The sequence below is a fragment of the Bacillus sp. SIMBA_008 genome (assembly GCF_046535495.1).
GTDB lineage: Bacteria > Bacillota > Bacilli > Bacillales > Bacillaceae > Bacillus > Bacillus subtilis.
In genome coordinates, this window is record NZ_JAWRWL010001266.1 from 1 (window position 1) to 236 (window position 236).

Below are 236 nucleotides of genomic sequence, written 5' to 3' on the forward strand. Positions count from 1 at the left end.
TCATTTAATTAGAGAAGTAATACTTCTCCTATCTTAAGGCTTATTACAAGTAGGCTAGGTAGGAGATCTATATATAATGGCACATAATATTGAGGGGGAAGAAACAATGGTAAGAGAACAGTTTCAATGTGATTTAAAAATGTTACAGCTAAAGGTGATTGAGCTTGGAGAGCTAGCGAGGGAAGCATTATTGCTTGCTATGGAAGGTCTTCATAAAAGGGATGTAGAGAAAGCGT

Annotated in this window: 1 pseudogene; it reads left to right on the plus strand. The window is 36.4% G+C overall.

Features of this window, described 5'->3' with window-relative positions:
* Positions 1-106 precede the first annotated feature (106 nt).
* Positions 107-236 (plus strand): annotated as a pseudogene (locus SB658_RS27495) (phosphate signaling complex protein PhoU); the annotation flags it as partial.